General features: G+C 66.3%; 21 protein-coding genes. 6 read left to right on the forward strand and 15 right to left on the reverse strand.

All coding sequences use genetic code 11. The features are described from left to right. Positions 1 to 90 precede the first annotated feature (90 nt). Positions 91 to 864 (reverse strand): enoyl-CoA hydratase-related protein, encoded by a 774-nt coding sequence (locus JF515_RS08855; protein ID WP_338015189.1) that lies wholly within the window; start codon positions 862 to 864, stop codon positions 91 to 93. Between the two features lie 146 nt (positions 865 to 1,010). On the opposite strand from JF515_RS08855, the gene JF515_RS08860 reads away from it, so the two are divergent. Next, positions 1,011 to 1,820, forward strand: coding sequence for an ATP-grasp domain-containing protein (locus tag JF515_RS08860; RefSeq protein ID WP_203103324.1), 810 nt, complete (start codon positions 1,011 to 1,013; stop codon positions 1,818 to 1,820). Here the strand turns inward: JF515_RS08860 and JF515_RS08865 are convergent. Next, on the reverse strand, positions 1,751 to 2,947 hold the full coding sequence (locus JF515_RS08865) for a hypothetical protein (RefSeq protein WP_203103326.1): 1,197 nt from the start codon (positions 2,945 to 2,947) through the stop codon (positions 1,751 to 1,753). The genes JF515_RS08860 and JF515_RS08865 overlap by 70 nt on opposite strands. Positions 2,948 to 3,099: 152 nt before the next feature. On the opposite strand from JF515_RS08865, the gene serB reads away from it, so the two are divergent. Further along, entirely contained in the window at positions 3,100 to 4,329 is a 1,230-nt protein-coding gene (gene serB, locus JF515_RS08870) for a phosphoserine phosphatase SerB (RefSeq protein ID WP_203103328.1), read from the forward strand. Between the two features lie 9 nt (positions 4,330 to 4,338). On the opposite strand, the gene JF515_RS08875 is transcribed toward serB, so the two are convergent. The 3 genes from JF515_RS08875 to epmB all read right to left on the reverse strand — a co-directional run bounded on the left by JF515_RS08875 (position 4,339) and on the right by epmB (position 9,089). Beyond that, positions 4,339 to 6,417, reverse strand: a complete 2,079-nt coding sequence (locus JF515_RS08875) for an EAL domain-containing response regulator (protein WP_203103330.1) — start codon at positions 6,415 to 6,417, stop codon at positions 4,339 to 4,341. Between the two features lie 98 nt (positions 6,418 to 6,515). Continuing rightward, on the reverse strand, positions 6,516 to 7,994 hold the full coding sequence (locus tag JF515_RS08880; protein ID WP_203103332.1) for a hypothetical protein: 1,479 nt from the start codon (positions 7,992 to 7,994) through the stop codon (positions 6,516 to 6,518). Positions 7,995 to 8,081: 87 nt separating this feature from the next. After that, complete coding sequence (gene epmB, locus JF515_RS08885; RefSeq protein WP_203103334.1) at positions 8,082 to 9,089, reverse strand: EF-P beta-lysylation protein EpmB; 1,008 nt, start codon at positions 9,087 to 9,089, stop codon at positions 8,082 to 8,084. A gap of 53 nt (positions 9,090 to 9,142) precedes the next feature. On the opposite strand from epmB, the gene efp reads away from it, so the two are divergent. Continuing rightward, positions 9,143 to 9,712 (forward strand): elongation factor P, encoded by a 570-nt coding sequence (gene efp / locus JF515_RS08890; RefSeq protein ID WP_203103336.1) that lies wholly within the window; start codon positions 9,143 to 9,145, stop codon positions 9,710 to 9,712. Between the two features lie 8 nt (positions 9,713 to 9,720). Next, the gene (gene epmA, locus JF515_RS08895) at positions 9,721 to 10,659 is read left to right on the forward strand and encodes an EF-P lysine aminoacylase EpmA (protein ID WP_203103338.1); all 939 of its coding nucleotides are present in this window, start codon (positions 9,721 to 9,723) and stop codon (positions 10,657 to 10,659) included. 193 nt (positions 10,660 to 10,852) lie between these two features. On the opposite strand, the gene JF515_RS08900 is transcribed toward epmA, so the two are convergent. The 5 genes from JF515_RS08900 to JF515_RS08920 all read right to left on the reverse strand — a co-directional run bounded on the left by JF515_RS08900 (position 10,853) and on the right by JF515_RS08920 (position 16,541). After that, on the reverse strand, positions 10,853 to 11,773 hold the full coding sequence (locus tag JF515_RS08900; RefSeq protein ID WP_203103340.1) for an alpha/beta fold hydrolase: 921 nt from the start codon (positions 11,771 to 11,773) through the stop codon (positions 10,853 to 10,855). Positions 11,774 to 11,902: 129 nt separating this feature from the next. Further along, positions 11,903 to 14,248: a penicillin acylase family protein gene (locus tag JF515_RS08905; protein ID WP_203103342.1), complete on the reverse strand. Its 2,346-nt coding sequence runs from the start codon at positions 14,246 to 14,248 to the stop codon at positions 11,903 to 11,905. Positions 14,249 to 14,344: 96 nt separating this feature from the next. Then, on the reverse strand, positions 14,345 to 15,112 hold the full coding sequence (locus JF515_RS08910) for a helix-turn-helix transcriptional regulator (RefSeq protein WP_203103344.1): 768 nt from the start codon (positions 15,110 to 15,112) through the stop codon (positions 14,345 to 14,347). A gap of 50 nt (positions 15,113 to 15,162) precedes the next feature. Then, positions 15,163 to 16,008, reverse strand: coding sequence for a CvfB family protein (locus JF515_RS19675; protein ID WP_338015190.1), 846 nt, complete (start codon positions 16,006 to 16,008; stop codon positions 15,163 to 15,165). Next, positions 16,005 to 16,541 carry a DUF2058 domain-containing protein gene (locus JF515_RS08920; protein WP_203103346.1) on the reverse strand — a complete coding sequence of 179 codons (537 nt, stop codon included), beginning with the start codon at positions 16,539 to 16,541 and terminating at the stop codon, positions 16,005 to 16,007. The genes JF515_RS19675 and JF515_RS08920 overlap by 4 nt, the downstream gene beginning before the upstream one ends. Before the next feature lie 165 nt (positions 16,542 to 16,706). Between JF515_RS08920 and JF515_RS08925 the strand changes: the two genes are divergently transcribed. Then, positions 16,707 to 17,447: a TIGR04219 family outer membrane beta-barrel protein gene (locus JF515_RS08925; RefSeq protein ID WP_203103348.1), complete on the forward strand. Its 741-nt coding sequence runs from the start codon at positions 16,707 to 16,709 to the stop codon at positions 17,445 to 17,447. An 87-nt stretch (positions 17,448 to 17,534) separates the two neighbouring features. Here the strand turns inward: JF515_RS08925 and JF515_RS08930 are convergent, their stop codons facing one another. The 4 genes from JF515_RS08930 to JF515_RS08945 all read right to left on the reverse strand — a co-directional run bounded on the left by JF515_RS08930 (position 17,535) and on the right by JF515_RS08945 (position 23,365). Next, positions 17,535 to 18,419: an acyltransferase gene (locus JF515_RS08930; RefSeq protein ID WP_203103350.1), complete on the reverse strand. Its 885-nt coding sequence runs from the start codon at positions 18,417 to 18,419 to the stop codon at positions 17,535 to 17,537. A gap of 47 nt (positions 18,420 to 18,466) precedes the next feature. Then, a complete protein-coding gene (gene parC, locus JF515_RS08935; RefSeq protein WP_203103352.1) occupies positions 18,467 to 20,707 on the reverse strand; it encodes a DNA topoisomerase IV subunit A in 2,241 nt (746 codons plus the stop codon). A gap of 96 nt (positions 20,708 to 20,803) precedes the next feature. Continuing rightward, complete coding sequence (gene parE, locus JF515_RS08940) at positions 20,804 to 22,690, reverse strand: DNA topoisomerase IV subunit B (RefSeq protein ID WP_203103354.1); 1,887 nt, start codon at positions 22,688 to 22,690, stop codon at positions 20,804 to 20,806. Between the two features lie 90 nt (positions 22,691 to 22,780). After that, a complete protein-coding gene (locus tag JF515_RS08945; RefSeq protein ID WP_203103356.1) occupies positions 22,781 to 23,365 on the reverse strand; it encodes a YqiA/YcfP family alpha/beta fold hydrolase in 585 nt (194 codons plus the stop codon). 131 nt (positions 23,366 to 23,496) lie between these two features. Here JF515_RS08945 and JF515_RS08950 point away from each other — a divergent pair, with 131 nt between their 5' ends. Beyond that, positions 23,497 to 25,149, forward strand: coding sequence for a Na/Pi cotransporter family protein (locus JF515_RS08950; protein ID WP_203103358.1), 1,653 nt, complete (start codon positions 23,497 to 23,499; stop codon positions 25,147 to 25,149). On the opposite strand, the gene cpdA is transcribed toward JF515_RS08950, so the two are convergent. Beyond that, entirely contained in the window at positions 25,118 to 25,945 is an 828-nt protein-coding gene (cpdA, locus tag JF515_RS08955; RefSeq protein ID WP_203103360.1) for a 3',5'-cyclic-AMP phosphodiesterase, read from the reverse strand. The two genes, JF515_RS08950 and cpdA, sit on opposite strands and share 32 nt — an antisense overlap. Positions 25,946 to 26,117 lie beyond the last annotated feature (172 nt).

A 26,117-nucleotide genomic window follows, 5' to 3' on the forward strand; every position in this document is an offset into this window, starting at 1 on the left:
GGACCCTGTTTGACAGGATGTCAAACCGGGAGCCCCCAGGGACGGGTTCACGGCGTTCCCGGAAGGGGGGACCACGCCGACTCGCGGCCCTTATTTCTTCCCGACCTTGGCGGCCAGAATCGCCTTGGCCTCGTCACCCTTGAGCATCTCCGCGAACAACGCCAGGTCGTGATCAACCAGATCGTGCAGACGCATTTCCGCCGCCTCGCGCATCAGTCGCTTGCTCTCGCGCATGGCACGGCGCGGCTTGGCGGCCAGGGCCACCGCGTACTGGCGGGCGGCGCCCTCCAGTTGCGCCCGCTCCACCACCCGCGCCACCAGCCCGGCCTGGGCCGCCTCCTCGGCGGTCAACGGCTCGCCCACCAGCAGCATGCGCGCCGCGCGCTGATAACCCAGCCAGGCCGGCAGCAACTTCGAGGAACCGGCCTCCGGCACCGCCCCCAGATCGACGAACGGAGTAATGAACCTGGCATCGTCGGCGGCCACCACGATGTCCGCGTGCAACAGCATGGTGGTGCCCACCCCCACCGCGTTGCCCTGCACCGCCACCACCAGCGGCTTCTCGAAACGGCTCACCGCGCGAATGAAAGGCGCCGCGCCGGCCTCCGTGCCATCCCCGGTACCGTTGCCGGCGGCCAGGAAATCGGCCAGATCGTTGCCCGCGCAAAACGACTTACCCTCGCCCTCGATCAACACCGCGCCGATGTCGTCACTGTCGGACGCGAACGCCAGCAGGCTGACCAGGTCCTGATACATGGCGCCGGTCAGGGCATTGAGTTTGTCGGGCCGGTTCAAAGTGATCGCCATCACCGATTCAGTGGTCTTGACCAGGATCTGGCCGCTTTCCGGTGCCGGTAATTCCACGGTTGTCTCCCTTGATTGATTCACTGCGCGAAAGGTTAGTGCGCCGCCGGCGGGAATGCCATGACCGGAAGCGTCGCGCGGGGGCTTGCCGGCGGTCGGTTTTCGTCCTATAAATCGCCGGTTACGTTGCGCGAGGTCCGTCGGCCTTGAAACTGATTTCCTTCGATCCCTTCCGCACCCTGGGCCTGCCCGGGGTGCGCTATATCAAACCCGAGCACATGTTCGCCCAGCGCGATGAGCTGGCCAACGCGGACTGGCTGCTGTTTCCCGCCTACTGGCAATTGCACGCGCTGCACTATGTGCTCGGTCGGCCGATCTTCCCAAGCCTGGCCACCTACCACCTGGGCCACGACAAGATCGAGATGACCCGGGCCCTGCGGCTGGCCTGCCCGGACAACGTGCCCGAAACCGAGATCCTGCCCTCCAGCCACAGTGGCGTGAGCCGCATCCTGGACACCTGGACCTTCCCGTTCGTGGCCAAGCGGGTGCGCTCCAGCGAGGGCGACGGGGTGTTCCTGGTGGAGAACCGCCAGCAGTTCCTGGACTACGCCGCTCGCCACGAGGCGCTGTACATCCAGAAGCTGCTGCCCATCGTGCGCGATCTGCGAGTGGTGGTGGTGGGCCGCGCGGTGGTCGCCAGCTACTGGCGCGAGGGCACCAGCTTCCATAACAACCTGGCCCGGGGTGCCCGGGTGCGCGTGGACCTGCCGGTGCCCGACGCCGCCTTGGAGCTGGTGCTGGACCTGGCCCACCGCCTGCGCATCGATCATGCCGGCTTCGACGTGGCCTGGGTGGACGACCAACCCTATGTGCTGGAATTCAACCGGCTGTTCGGCAACCAGGGCATGGCCGACCTGCCGCAACGGGTGGGCGCCGCCATGCGTGCCTATTTGCTGGACGAGGTCTCGCCTTCGCCATTGTCTCCGGAACCGGCACCCATCACCGTTTCCGCCTGAGTGCGCAGCAGGGTCTGGTAGCGGTAGGCGAGCTGCTCCACCGGCTGCAGGCGCACCTGCTGCTCGCCGGCCCGCACCACCAGGGCCCGATCGGTCTGGTAGAGCGCCTTTACATCCAGCTCGGCACGGGTCAGCTCGCTTTCCGGCACATGCAGCCGGCCGGGCACGCCGGCCAGGCACAGCGCCCAGCTTTCCGTCTCGCGGAACTGCTCGCTGATCAGCGCCTTGAACTCCAGCGCCGGGGACTGGGCCGCCTTGCGGCGCGGCGCCTGCAGACGCGCCACGCGCAGGAACAACAAGCCGGCGCACAGCGCCGAGAAAGCGGCGGCGGACAACGACTCAGCACTGAAACGTACCCGCGCCCGCTCCCCCAGACCGACCACCACGCGACCGCCATAGAGCGCCACCACCTGGTCCAGAAGCCGGTGGTAATCGTCCAGCAGGTGTTCCAGAGCGGCGCGGGTGTAGCGCTGCTGGTAGTAATCGAAATTCACCACGCTCAGGCGCAACTCCACCGCCGGCCCGGCATCCTGCTCCGGCTCGTCCGGCCCTACCCGGGGCGCCGGACGATCGTCCGGGGGCGGCGCCGTTTGCGCGGCGGGAGGTTCCGGGCGAAACAGCCGCCGGTAAATGGCCTCGCCGGCCAGCCGCAGCATCAGTATCCCCAGCACCACCAGTACATAGCCGGTCTCCAGCCGCTGGCGCGGCGCCGGGTCGGCCCGTGCCGCCAGCTGCAGGGAACCGGCCAGTTCGCCGTCGGGCAGGGCCACTGGCACCTCCACGACCACCGGCGCCTGCTCCAGCAGCTCACCGGTGACCGGCTCCCGGGCGGTATCGAGAAAGCGTGCTCCGGCCACCGGCGCCAGGGCGCGAGTTTCCCGGGCGATCACGTTCAGGCCGATCAGATCGTCGCCGGCCAGGGATTCGGCGGCACGCAGCGCGGTCTGGCGCGCCAGGGCTTCCAACTGCACGCGCTGCTCGGCGGCCAGACGGCTGGAGAAGTGTTCCAGGAAATAAACGCCGATCACCAGGGCCACCAGCAACATCAACGCCAGCTCCCACAGCAGCCGTTTTTCGCGCCGCAGGTACGGACGCCCTTGCTCCAAAAGCTGTTGCCACAAGGCCATGCGGTGCCATCCTCGCTTGGTTCAATGGGCGCCGAGTATACCCGCCTTGGCGCCGCCCCGCTTGGCCGGGGCCTCAACCGGCGGCGCTTTTCTGGTAATCTTGGACGCCGTTCCATTCAGCGACCCACGGCCCCCAAGGAGAGCCCCAGAGCGTGCGCGAGATCATTCTCATCCAGGTGTCCGGCAACGACCGTCCCGGACTCACCGCCGCCTTCACCCGTATTCTGGCCCGCTACCACCTCAACATCCTGGATATCGGCCAGGCGGTGATCCACGACACCCTGTCGCTGGGCATCCTGGTGGAGGTGCCGCCCGGGGCGGACGCTTCCTCCATGCTCAAGGATCTGCTGTTCGAGGCCCACAAACGCGACACCTCGGTGCGCTTCCGGCCCATCGACAAGGACCGCTACGAGCAGTGGGTGTCCGGCCAGGGCAAGGACCGCCACATCATCACCCTGCTGTCTCGCAAGATCACCGCCGAGCAGCTCGGCGACGTAACCACCGTGGTGGCGGAGAATAACCTCAACATCGACAGCATCGCGCGGCTGTCCGGGCGCGTGCGCCTGGAGGGCGAGGACGGCGATCCGGACGGGCGCGCCTGCGTGGAGATCTCGGTGCGCGGCGAACCCCGCGACACCGCCGCCATGCGTGCCGCCTTCTTGGGCATCGCCAACGAACGCAACCTGGACATCGCCTTCCAGCGCGACAATGCTTTCCGCCGCAACCGCCGGCTGGTGGTGTTCGACATGGACTCCACCCTGATCCGATCCGAGGTGATCGACGAACTGGCCGTGGAGGCCGGCGTCGCCGAACAGGTGAGCGCCATCACCGAACGGGCCATGCGCGGCGAACTGGACTTCAACGAGAGCTTTCGCGCCCGGGTGGCGCTGCTCAAGGGCCTGGATGAAGGGGCCCTGGAGCGGGTCCGCGACCGCATCGAGCTGACGGAAGGCGCGCGCCGCCTGGTCAGCACGCTGAAGGCACTGGGTTACCGTACGGCGATTCTATCCGGCGGTTTCACCTGGTTCGGGCACTGGCTGCAGGGGCTGCTGGGCATCGATTACGTCTACGCCAACGAGCTGAAGATCAAGGAAGGCAGGGTCACCGGCGAGGTGGCGGAACCGATCGTCAACGGTGAGCGCAAGGCGGAGCTGCTGCGCGAGATCGCCGCCCGCGAGGGCATCGACATGGAGCAGGTGATCGCCGTGGGAGACGGCGCCAACGACCTGCCCATGCTGGGCGCCGCCGGGCTGGGCATCGCCTTCCGCGCCAAACCGCTGGTGAAGAAGAACGCCGAACACTCCATTTCCACCCTGGGGCTGGACGGCATCCTTTATCTGATCGGGGTGCGGGACAAGGACCAGGCGGAGCTGTTGCGGTAGCCGCGATTCTCAGCCGTCGGTGGTTTCCGCCGCCTCCAGGCGATCCATTGGTGCCTGCAGGTAATAGCCCTGCAGGTAATCCACCCCACCCAGCGTCCACAGGGTCTGCATCTGCGCGGCGGATTCCACGAAACCGACCAGGGTGCGCCGCCCGCTGCCCTGCACTTGCTGAATCAGTTCCGCGAAACGCTCGCGGCTTTCCGCCTTGCCCAACTCCTGGGTGAACGAGCCTTCGAACTTCACCATGGTGGCGGGGATGTGCTCGAACAGTTTGAACGGGTCGAGGCCACCGCCGAAGCGGCTGATGGACAGCCCGCAGCCCTGTTTGCGCATGGTCTCGGCGAAGGCGCCGGCCTGCTTGAGGTAGTTGACCGCGTCGCCCTCGGAAAACTGAAAGATCACCTGCTCACCGGACAGACGCGCCGCGCGCATGGCCTTGGTGAGCCATTCCGCCAGCCCCGCCTCGCCCAGGGAGTAACCGCTCAGATTGACCAGCAGGGTAACCTTCTCGTCCAGGGCGGCGGCGGCGCGCATGGCGTTGAGTACCACCCAGCGATCCACCTTGCCAGCCATGCCGAGCTCCGCCGCCACCGGCATGAAGTCCGCGGCGGCCAGGTCGTCGCCCTGTTTCTGGGGCATGTGCACGAACACCTCGAAAATCTGCTCGCCTTCGTCGCGCAGGCTCATCAGCGGCTGATACCTGAGACGGAAGCTGCTTTTTTCCAGGGCCTGGCGGATGCTCAGGGCAACCGCCTCGTTGGAACCGGCGGCCACATCGTCCATGGGATCGTGGATCTTGATGGCATTGCCCTGTTCGTCGTTCTGCCGCTGGGCCTGGTTGCAGCACTTGAGCGCCTTGGTGAGGATGTCCTGGCTGCTGCGCGCGTCCTCGCGGGCGAAAGCCACGCCCAGGCTGGCGGTGATGTGCACGGTGCGCGCCGCCACCTCGGGCATCAGCGTCTCGATGCCGGCGCGCAGCTCCTCGGCCAGGGCAGCCGCTTCGTCGATGTCGGCCACCGGCTTGAGCACCGCGAAATCCTCGCCGTCCACCCGCGCCAGCTTGGCGCCGACGCAGTGGCCGCGCAGCCAGTCCGCCACCACGCGCAGGGCGTCGTCGGCGCCTTCCATGCCGAGGCGCGATTGATGATGCTCGAAATCGTCCAGGCGCAGATACAGCACCGCCGCCAGTTCGCCCTGCCGGGCCGCGTCGCTGACCGCCTGATCCAGTTGTTCCATGAACCAGGTGCGGCTGTAGAGGCCGGTGACCTGGTCGGTCTGACTGATCTCGTGAAGCCGCTCCTGCAGGGCGTTTTCATCCAGGCCGGTGGCGCGAATCACGATCTGGGTGCAGGCCTCGCCATCGAAGGTGCTCGGCGAGAAAATGAAGTTGGCGCCGAACTCGTTACCGTCGGTGTGCACGCCCCGGCATTCCAGTTCGTTGGTCTGGCTCTGATCCTGGGCGCGGCTGCGCAGCAACTGCTTGAGGCGATCGTGGTCATCGGCGGACACCATGTCCATGATCGGCACGCCGGCCAGCTCATCGGCGTCGTCATAGCCGAACATACGGGCATAGTTTTCGTTGGCGTGGATATGCATGCCGTCCAGCACATAGGCGATGGCGTCACGGCTCTGGTCCATCAGTAATCGAAGACGCTTCTCCGCCTCGTGGCGGGTGATCTCCGAGTGCTGCAGCTCCTTGCGCAGGCGCAGAAACTCCATGAGCCGGTCGACACACTGCATCAGCAGCTCACGGTCGTCCTTGGGGGCCACCGCGCGGGCACCGGCATTGTAGGCGTCACGGACGATTTCCGCGTTGTAGTCGTCGCTGAGCAAAACCACCGGCAGCGCCTTGCCGAGCCGGTTGATGTGGGCCATGGCACTCTCGAAGGTACCGTTGCCGAAGCTCGGCCGGCACAGCATCAGTTCCCAGGCCCCGCCCTTGAGCGCCCGCACCAGGTCGTCCTCATTCAACGCCAGTTGCGCCCGGGTCGCCCGGCCAGCATTGCGCAGAGCGTTCATCAGTTGCTCGGCTTCATCCTGGGAGTCATGGGCGATCAGCAAGCGGAGGGTATCGAGAGCGTATGTCATCGGCGCCAGTGCTCATCCGTTATTCGTAGGGCATACATTGTGCCTGACGCCGCTCCGTTCGCCAAAGACCTGGATCAACGCAATCGCCTCGGCGGAGGTCAATCCGGGCGCAAGATGAAGCGAGTGACATCCGGGGAGGCGGCCACCCGGGTGGCCAGGCGGGCCAGTCGGGGCGGCCCCTCCCAAAGGGTGATCCGCGCCCCTGGGCGAAATTCGGCGGTGGGAACCAGCAGGGATTCCTCCGCCCGATCGACACCACCGGGGATCAACAGGGCCGGGGACGGCAGGGTGTCGCCGTAACCATGACTGAGCCGTACCGGACGGGTACCGGCGGGCAACAGGGCCACGCCCAGCTGTGCGCCGTCGCCTTGGCGGGCTACCCAGCGTACCTCCCCAACCCGCCAAACACCGGCCTCCGGGTCACGCACCGCCACCGGCGCGCCGGTGCGCAGGCCCCGAGGCGTGGCGCCTTCCCAGGCCAGCCGGCAGCCGCCTTCGGCACGGTCCAGCCAATGCACCGGATGCGGGTCCAGCTCACCACCGCCCGGTTCCAGGCTGTCGTGGGCGGCTTTCAGGCCAAGCAGCAGGCCGGCCTCGCCGGTGACCGCATGCCGTGGCCGGGCACGATCCGGCACACTCAGCCAGACCGCTCGCAACTGACTCAACAGAATGTCGCCCTGCGGGCTGACACCGGGGCCTCCGTCCCCATCCACCAGGGCCTGGGCCAGGGGCCGGGGGTCAAAATAGAGGTGCCCGGGCGGGGCCGTCCGGCCCACCGGCCATGGCCCCTGGTCGCTTTCCGGGTCCACCCGGAAACGGGCCTGACGGCGATCCCCGTGCAGCGACAGCCAATGCGCCCAGTGGCCCGCCCCCCGGTACAGGGCGAGCAAGGCGGCGGGGCGCAACCGGTTGGGCTGGGCACTGGCCACCAGCAGCAAGCGGGCGTAGGCGCTGTGCACCGAGCCCTCGCGTCCGGGCAGCAGCGAATCGGCCACCGTGACGGTTTGCAGAGCATGGTGTTCAGCGGTGGCATAAAGACGGTGCAGGCGCCTCCACAAACCTTCCGGCACCGGGGTATACAGCAACCAGGCCAGGCACAATCGCTGGGCCAGTGCCTCGGCGGCCCGCTGCAAGGCAGTGGCGGCGGCCTGGCGGGCGGACGGGCCCAAACGCCCCTTGAGCAGCGCCACGGCCACCGCCTGGTAGCCCCGCGCCAGTTGCTCGAACAGAGCCTGGGCGTGGTCGGCGGCGGCCCGGCTGCGCGCCGGTGGCACCAGGGGCTGGTTCAGGAAATCCGCCTCCAGGACCTGGGCAAGCTGGTGCACACAGGAACGCACCTCCTCAAGAAGCGCCAGACGGCGGCGCGCATCCACCCGCAGGCGAGCGAGCTCCTCGACAAGCCGCAGCAGAGGCAGCACGCCACGCCGTGGGTCCCTCATCGGTTCATCGATGGGCAGTGTCGCCAGCCAGGCGCGCAGGCGTCGCGGCCAGTCGCTGCCCAGGGACAGTGTTTCGATGGGTTGATCGGCATCGGGCGGCAGCGCCCATGCCAAATCCGTTGGCCAAGCCTCGTGCATCGGTGTCTCCCTCACCGACGGGCCCCGTCGCCCGCTATTTTGTGAACTGAATCACAAAACCGTACGGGAAAAACACCTGCTTGTAAATTAACCAGCCAGCACTGTCTTGGCCGCCTCGCCGGGCTCTTCCCGGGCCAGCCGGGGCACCAGAAAACCGGGCAGGCGGGCGCGTAAAGCGGCGTGCAGGGCCCGGGCGCGGTGATCGGGCACGGCGAAATGAGCGGCGCCGGCCACCGCGTCCAACTGATGCAGGTAGTAAGGCAGCACGCCGGCGTCGTGGAGCGCATCGGACAGCGCCGCCAGGGTGTCGGCGTCGTCGTTGACCCCGGCCAGCAGCACCGCCTGGTTGAGCAGGGTCACGCCGGCCCGCGTCAGGGTCCGGCAGCGGTCCACCAGCCCGGCGTCGATCTCCCGGGGATGGTTGGCGTGCAACACCAGGGTGGTGCGCCAGCGCGGCGTGTCCAGCAGGCTCAACAGGCCATCGTCGAGACGTTCGGGGATCACTACCGGGGTGCGGCTGTGCAGGCGCAGCCGGTCGAGATGGGGAATCGCCGCCAGTTCCTCGAGCAGGGAGGCCAGCCGTTCATTGCCCAGGGTCAGGGGGTCGCCGCCGCTGAGGATCACCTCGCGAATGTCATCACGGCCGCGCAGCCACTCCAGGGCCCGCTTCCAGCGCCCCCCGGACAGATGGGTCTGGTACGGGAAGTGGCGGCGGAAACAGTAGCGGCAATGCACCGCGCAGGCCCCGGTAACCACCAGCAGGGCGCGGCCATGGTACTTGTGCAGCAGGCCGGGCACCGGGGTGTGGGTGGCCTCGTCAAGGGGGTCGGCGCCATAACCGGGCACGCTTTCCCGCTCCCGGCCGCTGGCCAGCACCTGGCGCAGCAGGGGGTCGTCCGGGTTGCCGGGCTCAATGCGCTCCAGGTAACGGCGCGGCACGCGCAGCGGGAAATCGCTGGTGGTGTCGACGCCGCCGGGCAGCCGCGCCGGGTCCAGTCCCAGGCTCTCACACAGGACCGCCACGTCGGTGACCAGGTCCGCCTGCAGGCGGCGCCAATCGGGCACCTGCCAACCGTCGGCCTCCTGAGTTATCATGGCCAACCTTTTCAAAGCCATCCGGAAATTCCCGCAACAGTGGATCAGAGTCTATGGCCAGCTATTCTACCAGCGAATTCAAATCCGGCTTGAAGCTCATGCTCGACGGCGACCCGTGTTCGATCATCGAAAACGAGTTCGTCAAACCGGGCAAGGGCCAGGCCTTCAATCGCGTGAAACTGCGTAACCTGAAGACCGGCAAGGTGATCGAGCGCACCTTCAAGTCCGGCGACAGCCTGGAAGGCGCCGACGTTCTCGACGTCACCATGCAGTACATCTACAGCGATGGCGAATTCTGGCACTTCATGGACCCCAACACCTTCGACCAGAAGCCGGCCGGCGCCGACGCCGTGGGCGACGCCAAGCAGTGGCTGAAGGAAGAGGACATGTGCGAGGTCACCCTGTACAACGGTGAGCCGCTGAGCGTGTCGCCGCCCAACTTCGTGGAGCTGGAGATCGTGCAGACCGACCCGGGCCTGAAGGGCGACACCGCCGGCACCGGCGGCAAGCCGGCCACCCTGAGCACCGGCGCGGTGGTTCGCGTGCCGCTGTTCGTGCAGGAAGGCGAGGTGATCAAGGTGGACACCCGCACCGGCGAATACGTGGGCCGCATCAAGAACTGAGCACGCTGATGAGCGATGCATCCTGGCGCCCCACCACCGCCCACGATGCCCTGAAGGCGCGCGCCGACCTGCTACGGTCGGTGCGCGCCTTTTTTGATGCGCGCGGCGTGCTCGAGGTGAGCACACCGCTGCTGGCCGCCCACGCCGTCAGTGACGAGCACATCGACGCCATCGAAGTCCCCGGCCACGGCTGGCTGCAAACCTCGCCTGAATACCATATGAAACGGCTGCTGGCCGCCGGTAGCGGGCCGATCTACCAGATCGCCCGGGCGTTCCGTGATGGCGAGGCCGGCGCCCGCCATAACCCGGAATTCACCCTGCTGGAATGGTACCGGCCCGGTTTCGACCTGGATGCCCTGGTGGACGAATGTCTGGCGCTGCTGGGCCCGCTGTGCGGCGCCGGCGCCGAGCGCCGCCGCTTCCGCGAGCTGTTCGCTTCGGTGACCGGGCTGGACCCGCTCACCAGCGCGGCGGCGGAGCTGGCCGCCCGGGCGGAACAGGCCGGCGCCCCGGCGGGTCTGAGCGGCCCCCAGGCGGTGGACTACCTGATGGCCCTGGAGGTGGAGCCGGCCCTGGACCCGGCGCTGCTCACCGTGGTCACGGATTTCCCCGGCTGGGCGGCGGCCCTGGCGCAAACCTCCGAGGACAGGGACGGCGCCCGGGTGGCGCGCCGCTTCGAGATCTACCACCGGGGCCTGGAGCTGGCCAACGGTTACCAGGAGCTGCTGGACGCCGACGAACAGGCGCGCCGCTTCGAACGGGACAATGAAAAACGCCGCGCCGCCGGTAAACGGCCGATGACCGCCGACCTCTATCTGCTGGCCGCGATGCGGGCGGGCCTGCCGCCGTGCAGCGGCGTGGCCCTGGGCCTGGAGCGGCTACAGATGGTGCTCAGCGGCGCCGGGCGTATTGAGCGGGTGTGGCCGTTTCCCTTCGGGCGAGCATGAGCTTTAGGTGCCTGACGCTGGACGCTGGACGCTAAAACCCTGCGCTGGAAGGAATGGTGTGTTTCCTGCCCGGCCTCACCTTCCTGGCCGTAGCGCACCATGGGTTTCAGGCCCGGGTTGAGCGTCTGGCGTCTGGCGTCTGGCGTCTGGCGTCTGGCGTCTGGCGTCCAGCGTCCGGCGTCCAGCCCCTCCCTCAAACCCCCACCGCCACCGCTTTCTCTTCCGCCACCCGCTGACAGTTGGCGTCGATCAGTTCGACGATGCGCGGCTGCGCCGAGGGCGGCAGGTCGTGGCCCATGCCGTCGATGATGGTCAGCCGAGCGCCGGGGATGGCCCGCGCCGAGGCCTTGCCACCGGCAGGGCGGATCAGCGGGTCGGCGCCGCCGTGGATCACCTGCACCGGGCAGCGCACCCGCTTGAGCCTTTTAGTGAGGTTGCCGGTGGCCAGAATGGCCAGGAACTGGTTGCGGATGCCACGCGGGTTGAGGCCGCGCTCCCAACTGCGCCGGAACATGTTCTCCAGCTCGTCGCGGCCAGGGTCCAGGGTGCCGCCCAGCTTCGCCATCATGTCCAGGCCGAACGCCACGTATTGATCCACGTTTTCGATTTCCACCCGGGGCGCCACCAGGGTTTTCAGCGCCGCCGGCTTGGGCGGTGGCAACAGCGGGCTGTTGGTGCTGGACATGATGGAGGTGGCGCTGAGCACCCGGTCCGACCGGGTGGCCGCCGCCAGCTGCACCACCATGCCCCCCATGGAAGCGCCCACCAGGTGGGCCTTCTGGATATCCAGGGCATCCAACAAGCCCATGGTGTCGTCGACCAGATCGCTCAGGGTGTAGGGGGCGTGCACCTTGAGGCCCACCATGTGGCGCAGCATCGCCTGCACAGGGCCGTATTTGAAAGGCTTGCGGATGCGCGTGGACTTGCCGGCATCCCGGTTGTCGAAGGCGATCACCCGGTAACCGCGATTGGCCAGGGCGTCGAGCAACCCCTCGGGCCAGAACACCAGCTGCGCCGACAGGCCCATTATGAACACCAGCGGAACGCCATCCTGCGGACCGCGGGTTTCGTAGAACAGTTCGATACCGTTGCTGTGCACCGTGCCGGTGGCCATGGGCGCCTCTCTCTCGATGGGGACAGGCGCACAACATAAAAAAGCCCGGCCGCGCCCACAAGCGCCGCCGGGCATTCTGGCCCGTCGGGCCGGCGAACGGCCCCGGATGATCGGGGCCGCCCGGGTCGGTTACTCGCTGATCTCGGTAATGGAGATGCGCGCGTTCTCGATCTGCTCGCGGGTGAAGGGCACCCGGTGCCATTGCTTGCGCGAGTAGGCCTCGGTGTAATCCGCGTAGTGCGGACTGGTGGGATCGGTGGACACGCCGTGGGACAGCAGCGTGTAGGCACGCACCGGCTCACCCTCCGGGAAATCCACCACGTGCAGGTAGGTGTTACGCAGCACGGTGAAGTAGCCCTCGCTGCCCTCGCCGCCATATTGCGGGATGTCGGTGTCGGCCTTGGCGTAGGTCTGCACCTCGCTCAGCGGAGCATCCAGCGCGTCGCCATTGTCCACCACCTCCGCCACGCCGTCGCTGAAAGCCTGCCGCACGGCGGTGAGCACGTCGCTGTTGCCGGTGTTCAGGCCGCGCGGCGTGTGCACCGGGTCCTGGGCGTCGAAAGGCACCGCCCACAGATCCTCAATAGCGGCAAGACGTTCATGGATGGCGGTCCAGACATGGGCGCCCACGGCATTCAGGTTGCCGGTGTTATCCCAGTTCTGAAGAACCTGGCAGGCTTGTTGCTCATCCGCGCTCAGGGTGCCGCCGCAGACCGCCGTAAGCACCGGCTCCTTGAGCAGCTCGGCGCTGAGCACCCGGCTGTTGAGAACGATGTCGCGCAGTCGCGTGCTGTTGATCTGCGAGCCGGCGAAGCCGTCACGGCTGTTGAAGCGGTCTTCCACCAGGGTGTGGCCCATGCGGCTGCGCAGGCTCTGCTGATAGTCTTGCTGGCCGATAATGCCGGCATAGCCGGTGAGCGGCGCATTGGCGTTGGTGAGCCAGTAGCTGTCGTTCATGTTGGCCACGTAATCACGGCGGAACAGGTGAGGCAGGTTGGCCGGGCCAAAGGCGCCGGGCAATACCGCGTCCGGGTCCTGACGCCAGTCACAGTCGGACGTGGTGCCGTTAAGCAGTGGCAGGCCGCTGGCCAGCATGCCCATGGCGCAGTTAGCCACCAGGCTGTCCGGCACGTTGGGCACGGCGGTGATGTCGGAGTACAGGGCGCGCTCATCACCCCGACCGATGGCGGTGGTGTTCACCCAGGGGATGCCCACGTGCTCCTCGATGGCGGCATAGAAATCGTCCAGGGAGTCCGCCTGATCGAAGGCCAGGAAGTTCTGGAAGGACTGGGTGTTCTCCAGGTTGATATCACGCAGGGTAAGCGCGGTGGTGTTGGTCCAGCCCGGCAGTTGCGGGTTGTGGTAATCCACCATGGGACCGTATTCGGAACGGTACAGGGTACGGGTTTCCGGCACCAGGGAGCCGTCCGGTTGTTTCTTTTGGATGGTGATTTCCACTGCTTCCAGCGCCCTTTCCTGGCCGTCCTTCATGTAGTGCGTGGCATCGGACATCTGCAGAAAGTACGGGGTGAAGCGGCGCGCCGTGGACACCGTGTGGGCCCAGGCGATGTTGTTGTTGAAACCCAGCAGCACCATGGGCGCGCCCATGATGGAGACCCCGGAAACATTCAATTCGCCGGGAATGGTCATCTGCAACTGATAGAAGCGATCCACGCCTTCCAGGTACCAGTGCGGGTTGGCGAACAACAGCCCGCCGCCGGATTCGGTGGCGTCGGCGCCGAACGCCAGGGTGTTGCTGCCGATGCCTTCCTCGCCGCCCACCCAGAAGCGGTGTTCGTCCAGGGGCACCTCGGCGGCGGCGCGCACCAGGCCGGTGGGGCTGGGCGATGAGGGCGGCTGGGCGTTGACGATGGCCGCCAGTTGGTTGGAACTGCTGGCGGCCAGGTTCAAGGCCACCAGACGCCGGAACACGTCCTGCTCGGTGATGGTCGCCAGCCAGGGCTCGTCCCGGCAGGTGAGATGACGGCCGCCGTGCTCGCCACCTTTTACCTCACGCACGTAGCGGCTGAACCCGGCGGCGAAGCCCTGGGCCAGCTCGCGCACATCCGCCGGCTGCGCGTCGCGGAACATGGCCACCTGGTCATCGTTGACCACGAAACGGAAGAAGAAATCGGCGTCCTTGTTGGTCGGGCTGCCGAAGGTGCCCATGGGCGCCGCCGGGGCGTCCGGACCAAAGTAGCGGGAGCCCTCGCCTCGGAAAGTGACATAGGCGGAGGCAAGCACGCACAGATTGTCCTCGGCGATGGCGTAACCGTGGCCGTAACCGGCGCCGCCGTAGGTTTCGGCGGTGATGTGCGGAATACCGTAGGTGGTGCGTTCGATGGTGGCCTGGTAGCCGTCACTGTCGGTCGACGGCGAAGAGGAGGAGCTGTCACCGCCACAGGCGGCCAGGATCACGGCGGCGCCGATCACGGCGCCCCGCGACCACATGGAGGGTCGGAACAGGGTTTTCATTGAAGTCTCCCGATTCTTGTTATTTCGGACACCGGGCGGTATCCAGTCGGGAAAGCCTAGGGCAAAGCGGGCGCCGGCACTTGAACGCAGCGGCTATTACAGCATGCGCACGTCCATGCCCCGGGCCACGAAGGAAGGGGTCAGCCCGAAAAACTGCTTGAGGGTACGGGTCAGGTGGGCGGCGTCGGAGAATCCTACATCGTGGGCCACCACGGACAGCGCTTCTCCGTGGGCGATCAGCTCCACCGCCCGGCGCATGCGCGCCCACAGGGTATAGCTCTTGATCGAGATACCCAGCTTGTCGGAGAACAAATGACGCAGACGGTGGGCGGACACCCCCACTTCGGCGGCCAGTTCCTCCAGGGTACTGGTGAGCGGCAGCTCTTTTTTGATCTTCTGGGCGATATGGATCACCCGCATGTCCATCGGCATGCGGATCGGGCGATAACCGCTCAAGGCCCGCGGCAAGGCGGTGCTCAGCCGGAACAGGCCGGCGGCATCCAGGGTTCCCTCCCGGGCGGTGCGCAGAACGGCCGGGTCGATCCACCCGGGGGTGACGATCACCGGGCGTACCGGGTGACGGCCGAGCATGGCGGCCAGGCAATGGTATTCGTAGCTTTGCGGGTCGAAGTTCATGGACAGCAACGGCGCGCGGCTGGCGTCCAGGGAGCGGGCGGTCTGATTGCCCACCAGCGCCGCCGGATACTCACCGACCCGCCCCTGCTCATCGCCGAGGCGGAAGCCTTCGTCGCCCAGCGACACCAGCAGCGTCAGCGTATGCCGCTGGGTCAGGCCGGACACGATGGCGTCGGTCAGATACAGAAACCGGTCGTCCCATACGTACAAACGGTTTGGATGCGCCATGGTTCGCTTCCCGAGAAGTTGTTATTGGTTTTTTCGGTGACGAACAGGCCCTAGCGCAGACGAATGCCGGCCGGCTCGATGATGATCGAACCCTCCTTGTAGAGCTTGCCGATGGCCTGTTTGAACGCGTTCTTGCTACAGCCAAAGGTGGCACGGATGTCGTCCGGCGGGCTCTTGTCGCCCAGCGGCAGAAAACCGTTCGCCTGTTGCAACCGCCGCAGGACCTGCTCCGCCACCCCTTCGCGCTTGGCGGCGCCGGGCGGGTTCAGAGACAGGCTCAGGCGCCGGTCCGCGCGCAGCCGCTGCACATAGCCGGTGAGCCGCTGGCCCGGTTTCAGGTCACGTTGGCCTTCCTCCGCCAGCAGGCCCCAGTAGCGACCCTCCACCGCCACCTTGTAGCCCAGCTCGGTACGCTGTACCACCACCAGGGACACCGCATCCCCCTGGGCGAAGTCGTCACAGGTATCCGCCAGCCACCGGTCGAGGCGCGCGCTGGCGAACAGGCGCCCCTCGTGATCGCGCACCACACGCACGGTCTGCCAGCGGCCCGGCTCCGGCCGGTTACCCTGCTCGGCGAACGGCAGCAACAGATCCTTGGGCAGCCCCCAGTCCAGGAAGGCACCCACCCGGCTCACCGACACCACCTTCAAGCGGCCCACCTGGCCGGGCAGCAGCCGGGGCAAGCGGGCGCTGGCCCGGGCCTGCCCGTCGCCATCCTGGTAGATAAACACACGCAGCGCCGCCGGCGGCTCGCCGTCGCCCAGCTCCCGGGCCGGCAGCAACAGCTCGCCGAGGGCTCCGCCATCCAGCAGCAGCCCGGCGCGTACTCGGCGTGCCACCGGCAAGACCGCGACGGCACCGATGGAGGGGCAATCGCCCGTATGGTCGGTGCTCACCACATCAAGTCGTCGGGAATCGGGTAATCGGCATAGGGGTCGTCCCCTTCGTCGGCGGCGCCTTTTTCATTGAGCAGCACCACCACCCGCTGATCGCGCTGGCGGATTTTCTCGGCGATCGGCGCCGGCACCAGTTCATGGCCTTCGCCGAGCATGACGATGGCGATCAGCCCCCGGGCAAGCTGATCCTGTTGCTTGCCGGTGACATTGAGCTTCTTGATCTTCTTGTCCTGCACGAACTGGTAGCTGTGCTCGCCGTTACCGCGATCAATCCGGTGGGTCTCGATCAATTGACGGATCTGGGCGGCGATTTCCCGCTCGCGCTGACGTTCGTGGCGCTCCTTTTCGAGCGCGCGGTCGCGCTCCGCCTGTTCGGCGCGCTGGCGCCGGGCGCGCTCCGCCGGGTCCTCGAACTCGATCTCGCCTCGCTTGGCGCGATTGGCATCCTCGCGCTTCGCCTGTTTGGCGCGGCGCGCCTTCTTTTTGTCCGCCAGCCCCGCTTTCATGAGCTGGTCTTGCAATGAATTGGCCATGGTGAATCCGTGCACAGGTTTGCTGACGGCATGAGCATAAAGGAAAGCGCCGCCTTGACGCCATCCTGCGACCGACAAAGGTAAAACACTGATTAACCGCCTTTGTGGCTGTTTATGGCAATGCAATACTGCCCCCGATACCTATCAAAAGAAGGACCAGGAACCATGAAGCGTCTGACTCTGCTCGCCGCGCTGGCGGCCACCGCCCCCGTCACCCAGGCCGCGCCCCTGGTGGATGTCTACGCCGGCGGCTACAGCTGGGACACGGAAACCTCCGGCACCATCGCCTCCGGCGGTAACGACATCGACATGGAAGATGACCTGGGCTTCGACGACAGCGACCAGACCGTGCTGTTCGTGGGCGTTGAACACGCCGTGCCCATCCTGCCCAATGTGCGCCTGCGGCACATGGACCTGTCCGACGACGGACGCAACACCCTGATCGACCCGGTGACCTTCGACGACCAGACCTTCACCGGCGAGGTGTCCTCCGAATACGATCTGGAGATGCTCGACGGCACCTTCTACTGGACCCCGCTGGACAACGTGGTGAAGCTGGATCTGGGGATTACCGTGCGGCGCCTGGAGGCGGACATCACCATCCGCTCCGACACCCTCGGCAACGCCGCCAACGAGAAGGCCGATGAGACGTTCCCGATGGGCCATCTGGCGGTGCATGCCAACCTGCCGCTGACCGGCGTGTACGTGGGCGGCGAGGTCAACGCGGTGGAGTACGACGGCAGCGGCATGCGGGATTACACCGCCCGTGTCGGCTGGCGCTCGGACTTCCTGCTGGGCGTGGAAGCAGGCTATTCGCGCATGGAAATCGACCTGGATGACGTGGGCGACCTGGATTCCGATCTGGAAATCGGCGGGCCCTATCTCGCCGCCACCCTGGCGTTCTGACGCCATCGCGACTGAAGCGGTACGCCGCCCGGTCGCTCCTACAACGGAGGCACGTAGGTAGGAGCGACCGGGCGGCACACGACCCGGCTATTCCTTCATCAGTGCTTCGATGCGGGCGTCCTTCTCGGCCCACAGGCCACTCACCCACTTCTGTACCCGCGCGCGAAACGCCCGATCCTCCTGGTAGTCACCCTGCCACAACCAGGGCTCCAGCTTGAGCGTGCGCACGTCCACGATCACCCGTGGCACCCGACCACTGAGCAGCGCCCAGAAGCCCGGCGGCTTGCCGCCCGGGTACACCACGGTCACATCCAGCAAGGCATCCAGGTTCTCGCCCAGGGCCGCCAGCACGAAGGCCACGCCACCGGCCTTGGGCCGCAGCAGATGGGTGTACGGCGAATTCTGCCGGGCCTGTTTTTCCGGCGTGCAGCGGGTGCCTTCCAGAAAATTCACCACCGTCACCGGCATGTCCACGAACTTTTCGCAGGCTGCCCGGGTGATTTCCAGATCCTTGCCCTTCAGGTGCGGCCGCTTTTCCAACTGGCTCTTGGTGTGGCGCTTCATGAAGGGGTAATCCAGGGCCCAGAACGCCAGCCCCAGGAACGGCACCCAGATCAGTTCCTTCTTGAGAAAAAATTTGAAGTACGGCGTCTTGCGGTTGAAGGTCTGCACCAGGGCGGCGATGTCCACCCAGGACTGGTGGTTGCTCACCACCAGGTAGGAGGTATCGCCGCGCAGGTCTTCATCGCCACGAATATCCCAGCGGGTGGGTGTCATTAACGCGAAGATCGCCTTGCAGATTTCCGCCCAGGTCTCGGCGATCCACATTACCCAGGCGGACAGGCGGGCCTTGTTGGCCCGCCCCGGCACCACCAGTTTGAGCAACGCCACCAGCATCATCGGCCCGATCAAAACCAGGGTGTTCAACAACAACAGCAAAAACGTAACGATACCGGTCAACTGGGCCCGCATCCGCCCGCTCCTCTTCCTCGGATCAAAGCGGATGATACCGAAAAAGCTTAATCACCGCGCCGCTCCACCTCGAGCACATCCACGTTCTGGAAGCCGCGGGGCAGCTTGGCGCCGCGCCGGCCACGTTCGCCCATGTAGTGCTCCAGATCGCCGGGTTTGAGACTCAGGTGGCGCTTGCCGGCGCGGATCACCAGCAGGTCCTCCGGCCCCAGCACCTGGACGTCCTGGACGAACTCGGAGCGGTCCGCCACCCGCGCCGACGGGATCGACATCATCTTGTTGCCCTTGCCCCGGGCCATCTCCGGCAGATCCCGCACCGGGAACACCAGCAACCGGCCTTCGTTGGAAACCAACGCGATCACATCCTGGCGCGGGTCACCCACCGGGCGCGGCGCCAGTACCCTGGCGCCCTTGGGCACATTGAGCACGTTCTTGCCGGCCTTCTTGTTGGCCAGCAGGTCGCCGTAGCGGACGATAAAACCGTAACCGGCGTCCGTGCTCATCAGGTAGGCGTCCTGTTCCTTGCCGATCACCGCCGCCACGAAGCTGGCGCCGGACGGCGGACTGACGCGGCCGGACAGGGGCTCGCCCTGCCCCCGCGCGCTGGGCAGGGTATGGGTGGGCAGCGAATAACTGCGCCCGGTGGAATCCAGGAAGCACACCGGCTGGTTGGATTTGCCCTGGGCGGCGGCCAGGAATTTATCCCCGGCTTTGTAGCTGAGGCCGGCGGCGTCCACGTCGTGGCCCTTGGCGGCACGAATCCAGCCCTTCTCGGACAACACCACGGTGACCGGATCGGCGCTGACCAGATCGGTCTCGTCCAGGGCCCGGGCCTCGGCGCGCTCGACCAGCGGAGAACGGCGCTCGTCGCCGTATTTCTCCATGTCCTCTTCCAGCTCGGAGGCGATCAGCTTCTTCATTTTGGCCGGCGAATCCAGGGTCGCCTGCAGATGCGCGCGCTCCTCGGCGAGCTCGTCCTGCTCACCGCGAATCTTCATTTCCTCCAGCTTCGCCAGGTGGCGCAGTTTCAGTTCCAGGATCGCTTCCGCCTGACGGTCACTGAGCCCGAAGCGCTCCATCAGCACCGGCTTGGGCGCGTCCTCCCGACGGATGATCTCGATCACCTCGTCGATGTTCAGGTACGCCGCCAGCAAGCCTTCCAGGATGTGCAGACGGTCCAGTACCTTGTCCAGACGATGCTGCAGGCGCCGGCGCACGGTGACCAGCCGGAACTGCAGCCACTCGTTGAGAATGGTGTCCAGGCTTTTCACCTGGGGCCGCTCGTCGATGCCGATCATGTTCAGATTGACCCGGTAGTTTTTCTCCAGGTCGGTGCTGGCGAACAAATGGCTCATCAGCTGTTCCACGTCCACGCGATTGGAACGCGGCGTGATCACCAGGCGAGTGGGATTCTCGTGGTCGGATTCGTCACGCAGGTCGCTGACCATCGGCAGCTTTTTCTTCTGCATCAGGTCGGCGATCTGCTCCAGCACCTTGGCGCCGGACACCTGGTACGGCAGCGCCGTGACCACGATGTCGTTTTCCTCGCGCTCGTACACGGCGCGCTGCTTGAGGCTGCCCTTGCCCTCCGCGTACATGCGAATGAGGTCATTGCGGGGCGTGACGATCTCCGCCTCGGTGGGAAAGTCCGGGCCCTGAATATGCTCAAGCAGATCATCCAGCGAGGCACCCGGGTCCTTGAGCAAATGGATACAGGCCCGCGCCACTTCCTTCAGGTTGTGCGGCGGAATGTCGGTGCTCATGCCCACGGCGATGCCGGTGGTGCCGTTGAGCAGCACATTGGGCAGACGCGCCGGCAGCAGCTTGGGCTCGTCCATGGTGCCGTCGAAGTTGGGCACCCATTCCACCGTGCCCTGGCCCAGCTCGGAGAGCAGCACTTCCGCGTAGGGGGCCAGCTTGGATTCGGTGTAACGCATTGCCGCGAACGACTTGGGATCATCCGGGCTGCCCCAGTTGCCCTGGCCGTCCACCAGCGGGTAGCGGTAGCTGAACGGTTGCGCCATCAGCACCATGGCCTCGTAGCAGGCCGAGTCGCCATGGGGGTGGAACTTACCCAGCACGTCGCCCACGGTGCGGGCGGACTTCTTGTATTTGGCGGTGTTCTTCAGGCCCAGCTCGCTCATCGCGTAGATGATGCGCCGCTGCACCGGCTTCAGGCCGTCGCCGATCTTCGGCAGGGCCCGGTCCATGATCACGTACATGGAATAGTCCAGGTACGCCTTCTCCGTGTAATCGCGGAGGGAAAGATCTTCGAAATCGTCAGCCATGATTACTCGCTATGCTCGTTGGCTTGCACGCAACACGCTGACACGCTACACGCGAAAAAGCGCGCCAGCGTGTAAGCGTGTCGCGTGCAAGCGCCTTTATACTTCGGCCAGGTTGCCTTTCTGTTCCAGCCAGACCTTGCGGTCGGAGGCGCGCTTCTTGCTCAGCAGCATGTCCATCAGCTGATGGGTATCGTCAGCGCCATCCACGCTCAGGCGTACCAGGCGGCGGGTGTCCCGGGCCATGGTGGTCTCGCGTAGCTGCAGGGGGCTCATCTCACCGAGCCCCTTGAAGCGGGTGACGCTGACCTTGCCGCGTTTTTTCTCCGCCTTGATGCGGTCGAGCACGCCGGCGCGCTCCTCCTGGTCGAGGGCGTAATAGACGTCCTTGCCCACGTCGATGCGGTACAGCGGCGGCATCGCCACGAACACATGGCCGCCACGCACCAGCGACGGGAAATGACGCAGGAACAGGGCGCACAGCAGGGTGGCGATGTGCAGCCCGTCGGAGTCCGCGTCGGCGAGGATGCACACCTTGCCGTAGCGCAGGCCGGTGAGATCGTCGCTGCCCGGCTCGATGCCCAGGGCCACGGCGATGTCGTGGATTTCCTGGCTGCCCAGCACTTCCCCCGGGTCCACTTCCCAGGTGTTCAGGATCTTGCCGCGCAGCGGCATGATCGCCTGGTAGACCCGGTCGCGGGCCTGCTTGGCGGAGCCGCCGGCGGAGTCCCCTTCGACCAGGAAAATTTCGGTCTGGGCCGGATCGTCGCTGGTGCAGTCCGCCAGTTTGCCGGGCAGCGCCGGGCCGCTGACCACTTTCTTGCGGGTCACTTTCTTGGCGGCCCGCAGGCGCTTCTGAGCGTTGTTGATGCACAGCTCGGCGAGGCGCTCGGCCTCGTCGGTGTGCTGGTTGAGCCACAGGGAGAAGGCGTCCTTGACCACTCCGGACACGAACGGCGCGGTCTGCCGGGAGCTGAGCCGCTCCTTGGTCTGGCCGGCGAACATCGGGTCCTGCATTTTCACGCTGAGCACGTAACAGGCCCGGTCCCAGATGTCCTCGGGGGTCAGCTTGACGCCGCGCGGCAGCAGGTTGCGGAATTCGCAGAACTCGCGCATCGCCTCCAGCAGGCCGGAGCGCAGGCCGTTCACGTGGGTGCCGCCCTGGGCGGTGGGAATCAGGTTCACATAGGACTCGGTGACCAGCTCGCCGCCTTCCGGCAGCCACAGCACCGCCCAGTCCACCGCCTCGGTGTCGCCACTCATGGCGCCATCGAACGGCTCCGACGGTACCCGCTCCCAGCCCCGGGTGCTGTCCACCAGGTATTCCACCAGGCCATCGGCGAATTCCCAGGTTTCGCTTTCGCCAGTCTGCTTGTTGTCCAGGGTCACGTTCAGCCCCGGGCACAGCACCGCCTTGGCGCGCAGCAGGTGGCGCAGACGCGATACCGAAATCTTCGGTGAATCGAAATATTTCTCGTCCGGCCAGAAGCGCATGATGGTGCCGGTGTTGCGCTTGCCCACCGTGTCGACCACTTCCAGGTCGCTGACCTTCTCACCGCCGCCGAATTCCATGCGGTGCAACTGACCGTCGCGCTTGACCAGCACTTCCAGCTTTTTCGAAAGGGCGTTGACCACCGACACGCCGACCCCGTGCAGGCCGCCGGAGAACTGGTAGTTCTTGTTGGAGAACTTGCCGCCGGCGTGCAGGGTGGCGAGGATCACTTCCACGCCGGGCTTCTTCTGCACCGGGTGCGGGTCCACGGGCATGCCGCGGCCATCGTCTTCCACTTCAATGCCACCGTCCGCCAGCAGCGTGACGCGGATGCTCTTGGCGTGGCCGGCCAGGGCCTCGTCCACGGAGTTGTCGACCACTTCCTGGATCAGGTGGTTGGGGCGGCTGGTGTCGGTGTACATGCCCGGGCGTTTGCGCACCGGTTCCAGGCCCGAGAGGACCTCGATGTTCTCGGAGGTGTAGGCGTTGCTCATAGATTTCCTAAATGCGCTTGACGCTTGATGCCGGACGCCAGGCGCCGGGCAATTCAAGCGTCCGGCGTCTGGCGTCCAGCGTCAGGCGGTTTAAAGCTCTATTCCGCAAAAGCGCAACACTAGCGGAATAAAGGCGTCGAAGTCATCAAAGCCGTGGCTGCCACCCAGTCCCCGGTAGAGGTGACAGTCGGCGTAGTATTCCCACCCCTCGCGCCAGTCCAGGGACTCGTCGCCGGTCTGGGTGAGCAGCAGCAACTGCTCGGGTTTGCCCGGCTCCGGCACCGCGTAGTGGCGTAGTTGTTCCACCCAGGCCGGGTCCAGCTCATAGGCTTCGCCGGTGTGATAGTTATGATTGATACCTGTGTATTTGTCCAGTAGTCGCCAGGGCCGCACCGCCGGATTGACCAGCACCGCGCGCAGATCATGGTGCTCCGCCAGCCAGGTGGCATAGAAGCCCCCCAGGGACGACCCCAGCAGCGCGCAGGGCCCCGCGGCGGCCAGGGTCGCCTCCAGGGTTGCCATGGCGCGGCGCGGCTCCGGCGGCAGCGCCGGGATATACAGGCGCTCGCCGGCACCGGCGCGCTCGAACACGTCGCGCAATACGCCGGCCTTGAATGACGCCGGCGAGCTGTTGAAGCCATGGATGTAAACGAGGGAAAGAGCGGTCTGACTCATCGGGGGTCCATCCTGGGCGTCGGGATCGGTCACGGGCACCAAGGGTACCCGCCGCGTCGGCGGCGGCCAATGCCGGCGACGTGTTATAACGGTGCGATGACCATCCGAAGGAGCGGGAGGCCGGCACCACCATGATGACCCTGCTGCACCTGGTTTCCGCGGTGGCCCTGCTGGTATGGGGCACCCACATCGTCCGCACAGGCGTGCTGCGGGTGTATGGCGCGCGCCTGCGGCGCCTGCTGGGCGGCCGCCTGAACCGACCGCTGGCGTTCGCCGCCGGCACCGGCGTCACCGCGCTGGTGCAAAGCAGCAACGCCACCGCCCTGCTGGCCAGCGGTTTCGTGGCCGACCGGCTGATGCCCCTGGCCACCGCCCTGGCGATTCTGCTGGGCGCCGACCTGGGCACCGCAGTGATGGCCCGGGTGCTGACCCTGGACCTGTCATGGCTGTGGCCGCTGCTGGTGATCGTCGGCGTGCCCCTGTTTCTGTCTCGCAAGCAGAGCCGTGCCGGCCAGCTGGGGCGGGTGGCCATCGGCCTGGGGCTGATCCTGCTGGCCCTGGAGTTGATCATCGACGCCATGGCCCCGATCACCGAGGCCCGGGGCGTGCAGGTGCTGTTCCAGTCCCTCACCGGCGACTTGATGCTGGACGCCGTGGTTGGCGCCCTGTTCGCCATGCTCACCTGGTCGAGCCTGGCGGCGGTGCTGCTCACCGCCACCCTGGCCGCCGCCGGGGTATTGCCGCTGCCGGTGGCCCTGGCGTTGGTAGTGGGCGCCAACGTGGGCAGCGGCCTGCTGGCACTGATGAATACCAGCCTGCACAATGCCGCCGGCCGGCGCGTGACCCTGGGCAACCTGCTGTTCAAGCTGCTCGGGCTGGCCCTGGTGCTGCCAGCGGTACCCTGGCTGGCGGACTGGCTGACCACCCTGCCGTTCGACGATCAGGACCGGGTGATCGGCTTTCATGTCGTCTACAACGGCGCCCGCTGCCTGCTGTTGCTGCCGTTCACCGGTGTCATGGCGCGCTTCACCACCCGTTTGATGCCGGACTCAGGTAGTGACGGCGACGCTCCCCGGCCCCGCCATCTGGACCCGGCGGCCCTGGACCGGCCACGGCTGGCCCTGGCCAACGCCACCCGGGAGGTGCTGCGCATGGGCGACACCGTGGAAGCGATGCTTGATGCCATCCTCGAGGCGCTGCGCGACGAACGCCCCGGCCCGGCCCGGGACCTGGGCCGTCAGGACGACGAACTGGACGCGCTCTACACCGGCATCAAGCTGTATCTGGCCCGGGTGTCCCGGGAGCAACTGCACGACACCGACCAGCATCGCTGGTCCCAGGTAATGGAGATGAGCATCAACCTGGAGCAGGCCGGCGACCAGATCGAGCACATGATGGAGAAGGTCCGCGACCGCAAGACCGCCCGGCGCCGGGCATTCTCCGACAGCGGCCTGCGGGAACTGATCGATCTGCATGGGCAGCTGCATGACAACCTGCGCCTGGGCCTGTCCGTGTTTCTCGACGGCGACCCGGAAAGCGCCCGCCAGCTGCTGATCGAGAAGGACCGCTTCCGGGACCGCCAGCGCCAGCTCTCCCACGCCCATCTGGAACGTCTGCACCGCCGGGTGGTGCAGAGCATCGAGACCAGTTCCCTGCACCTGGAACTGATTGGCGACATGAAAAGACTGAACTCGTTGTTCTGCGCGGTGGCGTTTTCAACGCTGGAATTCGAGGAACCGGACGGGCCGGCGTTCAGTAGCCCTTCACGGAGAAATCGACCTTGAAGTCGATGCCCTCCACCCGGCTGACGGCGGTTTCGATGCCGCCGTCGGGGTACAGGTCCAGCCAGCGGTAACCGGGGTTGGCGTCGTCCACGGCGAAGTCATCGCTGCCGGGTTTGAACTGCACGCAGGTGCTCGGCACCGACAGCAAGCGCACCCCATTACGGTGGCCGTCATATTCCTGGTGCACATGCCCCCAGAGAATGCCGCGCACCCGGGGGTGGGCATCGATGACCTTGAAGAAGCGCTCGGCGCTGCCGACCAGCTGGGTATCCAGCCAGCGGCTGTTCATCGGCACAGGGTGATGGTGCAGGCACACCAGCAGGTGCTCGCCGCGGGCTTCGGACAGGGCCCGGTCGAGGAAGGCCAGGTCCTCCTCGAACAGGTCACCGGGCACCTCGCCGGGGATGGTGGAATCGAGCAGCACCAGGGTCCAGCTGCCCAGCTCGGCGACACAGGGGCTGATGCGCGCTTCATGGTCCTTGAGGGCACGCATCATGGGGGCCGGCTTGTCATGGTTGCCTTCCAGCCAGTAGATGGGCGCCGGCAATTCCGCCAGGGTCCGCTCCAGGCGCTGATAGGATTCGAAGGAACCGTCCTGGGACAGGTCGCCGGTGGCCACCACCAGGTCCGGCGCGGCCTGCTCCTGTCGCACCCGCTCCAGCACCTTATCCAGACTGAACTGGGTGTTCAGCCCCAGCAGACAGCCCTGCGGATCGGCGAAGAGGTGAAAGTCGGATAGCTGCACCACGCGCAGCGGTCTCACCGGTTGCGTCAAAGCCCCGCTCCCGTCGTTCATGATCCCCCGCGTTCTCGTTATTTCAGGTCGTCGTCGTTGATGCCGGCGTTCCCAGGCGGCGATACCGGTCTCCTCCCCTTGGAGGCCGGCGGACATACGGTTATATCTAAGATAGTGGCGGTTTGCCAGAAGGGGGTTCCCGTTTCAGGAACCATTACGCACTCCGAAAAGC

The sequence above is a fragment of the Alloalcanivorax marinus genome, assembly GCF_016785095.1.
Lineage (GTDB): Bacteria > Pseudomonadota > Gammaproteobacteria > Pseudomonadales > Alcanivoracaceae > Alloalcanivorax > Alloalcanivorax marinus_A.

Coding starts and splice junctions, on each gene's coding strand:
- epmB (WP_203103334.1), bottom strand. CDS start 9,089: ATGATAACTCAGGAGGCCGACGGTTGGCAGGTGCCCGATTGGCGCCGC.
- JF515_RS08910 (WP_203103344.1), bottom strand. CDS start 15,112: ATGGCGCATCCAAACCGTTTGTACGTATGGGACGACCGGTTTCTGTAT.
- cpdA (WP_203103360.1), bottom strand. CDS start 25,945: ATGAACGACGGGAGCGGGGCTTTGACGCAACCGGTGAGACCGCTGCGC.
- JF515_RS08880 (WP_203103332.1), bottom strand. CDS start 7,994: ATGCACGAGGCTTGGCCAACGGATTTGGCATGGGCGCTGCCGCCCGAT.
- JF515_RS08925 (WP_203103348.1), top strand. CDS start 16,707: ATGAAGCGTCTGACTCTGCTCGCCGCGCTGGCGGCCACCGCCCCCGTC.
- JF515_RS08905 (WP_203103342.1), bottom strand. CDS start 14,248: ATGAAAACCCTGTTCCGACCCTCCATGTGGTCGCGGGGCGCCGTGATC.
- parC (WP_203103352.1), bottom strand. CDS start 20,707: ATGGCTGACGATTTCGAAGATCTTTCCCTCCGCGATTACACGGAGAAG.
- JF515_RS08930 (WP_203103350.1), bottom strand. CDS start 18,419: ATGCGGGCCCAGTTGACCGGTATCGTTACGTTTTTGCTGTTGTTGTTG.
- JF515_RS08950 (WP_203103358.1), top strand. CDS start 23,497: ATGATGACCCTGCTGCACCTGGTTTCCGCGGTGGCCCTGCTGGTATGG.
- JF515_RS08875 (WP_203103330.1), bottom strand. CDS start 6,417: ATGACATACGCTCTCGATACCCTCCGCTTGCTGATCGCCCATGACTCC.
- JF515_RS08920 (WP_203103346.1), bottom strand. CDS start 16,541: ATGGCCAATTCATTGCAAGACCAGCTCATGAAAGCGGGGCTGGCGGAC.
- JF515_RS08865 (WP_203103326.1), bottom strand. CDS start 2,947: ATGGCCTTGTGGCAACAGCTTTTGGAGCAAGGGCGTCCGTACCTGCGG.
- epmA (WP_203103338.1), top strand. CDS start 9,721: ATGAGCGATGCATCCTGGCGCCCCACCACCGCCCACGATGCCCTGAAG.
- efp (WP_203103336.1), top strand. CDS start 9,143: ATGGCCAGCTATTCTACCAGCGAATTCAAATCCGGCTTGAAGCTCATG.
- parE (WP_203103354.1), bottom strand. CDS start 22,690: ATGAGCAACGCCTACACCTCCGAGAACATCGAGGTCCTCTCGGGCCTG.
- JF515_RS08900 (WP_203103340.1), bottom strand. CDS start 11,773: ATGGCCACCGGCACGGTGCACAGCAACGGTATCGAACTGTTCTACGAA.
- JF515_RS08945 (WP_203103356.1), bottom strand. CDS start 23,365: ATGAGTCAGACCGCTCTTTCCCTCGTTTACATCCATGGCTTCAACAGC.